Genomic DNA, 3,088 nt, shown 5'->3' with positions numbered 1-3,088 from the left:
GGGTCGTCCGCGTACCAGGCGCCCAGCGGGGCGATCCGCATGGCCGCGCCGTTGCCCCAGGAGCCCTGGCCCTGGAAGAGGCCGGAGGCGAGTTCGCGCCAGTCGCCGCCCTCGCGGACCAGGCGCAGCATCCGGTTCACCGCGGGGCCGTAGCCGCGGTCGAAGTCGTGGTGGACGGCGAAGGAGCGGGCCAGGGCGTCCTGGTCGACGCGTCCGTACACGAACAGGACGGCCACCACGGAGCAGGCCATCTCGGTGTCGTCGGTCCACTGCCAGGGGGCGGAGGGCAGTTCGCGGCGCTTGAGGGACGGGTAGTTGGCGGGCACGAAGAACTGGGAGCCGAGGGCGTCGCCCACGGTCAGCCCGCGGAGGCTCGCGAGGGAGCGGAGGGAACGGTCAGCGGTCATCGCAGCGACTCTAACCCGCGATGCCGTACGGCTCCGGTGTGCACCAGTGCTCGAACGGGCGGTCAAGGTGGTAGCGGCCGTCGTCGCCGAGGAGCAGGGTGCGGGACTCGGCGTTGCCGGGGTTCGACAGGGACTCGAATTCCGCGACGCTCCAGTGGAGCCAGCGCATGCAGAAGAGGCGCATGGTCAGGCCATGGGTGACGAGGAGGACGTTCGGCGGGTGGGAGGGGTCCTCGAAGCTGCGCCACAGGCTCTCCAGGAAGGCCCCGACCCGGTCGTACACGTCGGCGCCGGACTCGCCCTGGGCGAAGCGGTAGAAGAAGTGCCCGTACGCGTCGCGGTACGCCTTCTGCTTGCGCACGTCGTCGCGGTCCTGCCAGTTCCCCCAGTCCTGCTCGCGCAGTCGCGGCTCCTCGCGGACCCGGACCCGTGAGGCGTCGAGGCGCAGCGCCTGGAAGGTCTGGTGGGTGCGCCGGTAGGGCGAGACGTACGCGGAGACGCGTTCGTCGCCGAAGGTCGCGCGGAGTCCGGTGCCGGCCTCCTCGGCCTGCTTGCGCCCGGCCTCCGTGAGGCTCAGGGCGTGATCGGGTTCTCGTTCGTACACCGTGTCGTCGACATTCCCCTCCGATTCGCCGTGCCGGATGAGGACTATGCGCCGGGGCCGTGCCATGCACTCCAGCCTAGATCGGGTGGCGGCGGCCTGCCTCATGCTGCCCGCGGACGGGTACCGCGAGGGGGGCGGGAGCCGTCAGACGGTCCAGGAGGGCTCGATGGCGACCACGTCCCCGGCTATCGCCGTCATGTCCGCTTCGATCTGCGTCCTCGACGCGAGCCGCTCGACCCGGTCCGTGCGATATTTGCCGTGTTCGGCCTGGGAGTCCCACATCGACAGCACCAGGAACTCGCCCCCGGGGGCCTGGCCGAACGATCCGCGCAGCATGCCCGGTGATCCGGCCATGGCCGGGTTCCACACCTTTTCCTGCATCAGGGTGAAGTGCTCCAGCCGTTCCTCGCGGACCCGGCAGTGTGCGACGCGCACCACGTCCGCGTCCGCGAAGTGCGGCCGGAATCCGACTTTCACGTCGAGTTGGTGCTCGAAAAGCCGGACTTGCATGTCTTTGTACGTGCCTGCTTGCGCGGCCGCGAGCCTGTCGTGCGATCGGGCCATGAACGAGTCGTAGAACGACCGGCTCTCCCAGAACCCGAAGAGATGCGCCACGTGCGGGCGCCCCTTGCTCCAACCTCCACCCTGACCCCGGAACCCCGGTTCGCCGAGCAATCCCGCCCATTTCCGCTGCCCTCGCTCGAAACCGCGGCGGTCCACCACGGTGCAGCGAATCCACTTGACCAGCACGGCGCCATCGTACGGCGCGGACCGTGGCCCGCATCACGCCTTGGGGCGCAGCGGCCGTCCGGGCCCCTTCCCGCGGCAAGGGTGGCAACATGGTCAACCAGCGCTGGGTCCTGGGCAGTTACGAGGAAGGGACGACCGATGAGCGGCCTCAACAAAGGCATCGAGAAGGTCAAGGTGACGCTGAAATGGGACCCGAGCCCCTCCGGCTCGCCCGCGCACGACCTCGACATCATCGCCGCGACCTATTCCGCGGACGCCGCGCATGGCGCGCCCGCGTACCTCGTGCACTTCGACAGCCGGTCGCCGGACGGCACGATCACCCTCAACCGGGACAGCCGGACCGGCCAGGGCTTCGGCTCCGACGAGGTCATGACCTTAGAGCTCAGCCGGCTGGCGCCCGTATACACGCGGGTGGTCGTGGGCGTGGCCATTCAGCAGCGTGACGGACGGAAGACCTTCGGCGACGTCGCGAATACCGGAGTCCAGATCCTGGAGGGATATACGGTGCTGTCGGAAAGCGATTTCTCCGCCGTTTCCGGATCGACCGCCTCGACGGTCGCCGAATTCGTCAGGGACGCCGCGGGAAAGTGGAAATTCCACGAGTCCGCACGGGGATTCGACGCCGATCCGACGTCTTTCGCCGCGACGATGGGCGGCAACGGTCCGACGGGCTGAAGCATCCCTCGATAGCGGCACTGACCTGGGGAAACACGGCGGCGGGGCGGTCGGCTGAATCGGGCCGGCCGACTCCGTCCCCTCAAGGCCTTCGACTGTCGAACTCTTAAGCTCCCACAGTCCCGTCGATTCCCTCGCGCAGGAAGTCGGCGTGGCCATTGTGCCGGGCGTACTCGTGTATCAAGTGCAGCATCACCAGCCGCAGCGACACATGCTCGCCCCACCGGGGCTGATAGGCGGTGATGTCCAGCGATTCCGCCTCACGCTCGATCCGCCGCGCGTGCTCGACCTCCGTCCGCCAGGTTTCGAACGCTTCCGCCCGCGTGGCGCCGCTCGCGTCGTACGCCTCCTGGTAGTCGCCCTCGGCGGACCACACGAGGGGGATGTCCTCCCCGCCCATCACCCGGCGGAACCAGGTGCGCTCCACCTCGGCCATGTGCCGCACGAGCCCGAGCAGCGAGAGGGTCGAGGGCGGCATCGACTGGCGGCGCAGTTCGTCGTCCCCGAGGCCGTCGCACTTCATGGCGAGCGTCGCGCGGTGGAAGTCGAGATAGGCGCGCAGCGTCTCGCGCTCGCCGCCTGCCAGGGGCGGGCTGATCCGTTCGGTGGTCATCGCAGGAGTGTAGGCGGCGGCCCCCGCACGGGTAAGGGG

The 3,088-nt window shown here is 69.2% G+C and carries 5 protein-coding genes; 1 reads left to right on the top strand and 4 read right to left on the bottom strand.

Features of this window, described 5'->3' with window-relative positions:
• From ACFU99_RS38970 to ACFU99_RS38960, 3 genes are all read right to left on the bottom strand, one after another.
• Positions 1–407 (bottom strand): ADP-ribosylglycohydrolase family protein (locus ACFU99_RS38970; protein ID WP_384402060.1); only part of this gene is annotated, 407 nt, incomplete at its 3' end.
• Positions 408–417: 10 nt separating this feature from the next.
• Positions 418–1,077, bottom strand: coding sequence for a histidine phosphatase family protein (locus ACFU99_RS38965; RefSeq protein WP_384402058.1), 660 nt, complete (start codon positions 1,075–1,077; stop codon positions 418–420).
• A 78-nt stretch (positions 1,078–1,155) separates the two neighbouring features.
• Positions 1,156–1,761: a YdbC family protein gene (locus ACFU99_RS38960; RefSeq protein WP_363224442.1), complete on the bottom strand. Its 606-nt coding sequence runs from the start codon at positions 1,759–1,761 to the stop codon at positions 1,156–1,158.
• A gap of 138 nt (positions 1,762–1,899) precedes the next feature.
• Between ACFU99_RS38960 and ACFU99_RS38955 the strand changes: the two genes are divergently transcribed.
• A complete protein-coding gene (locus tag ACFU99_RS38955) occupies positions 1,900–2,436 on the top strand; it encodes a TerD family protein (RefSeq protein ID WP_384402055.1) in 537 nt (178 codons plus the stop codon).
• Between the two features lie 106 nt (positions 2,437–2,542).
• On the opposite strand, the gene ACFU99_RS38950 is transcribed toward ACFU99_RS38955, so the two are convergent.
• Positions 2,543–3,049, bottom strand: a complete 507-nt coding sequence (locus ACFU99_RS38950; protein WP_384402052.1) for a DinB family protein — start codon at positions 3,047–3,049, stop codon at positions 2,543–2,545.
• Positions 3,050–3,088 lie beyond the last annotated feature (39 nt).

The organism is Streptomyces sp. NPDC057654 (genome assembly GCF_042800135.1).
Taxonomy (GTDB): Bacteria; Actinomycetota; Actinomycetes; order Streptomycetales; family Streptomycetaceae; genus Streptomyces.
The sequence above is the reverse complement of the archived record's forward strand: the minus strand, read 5'-3'. Positions and strand labels throughout refer to the sequence as shown.

Bases quoted from the DNA above. Each gene is read 5' to 3' on its own strand.
- ACFU99_RS38965 (WP_384402058.1), bottom strand. From the start codon at position 1,077: ATGGCACGGCCCCGGCGCATAGTCCTCATCCGGCACGGCGAATCGGAG.
- ACFU99_RS38955 (WP_384402055.1), top strand. From the start codon at position 1,900: ATGAGCGGCCTCAACAAAGGCATCGAGAAGGTCAAGGTGACGCTGAAA.
- ACFU99_RS38950 (WP_384402052.1), bottom strand. From the start codon at position 3,049: ATGACCACCGAACGGATCAGCCCGCCCCTGGCAGGCGGCGAGCGCGAG.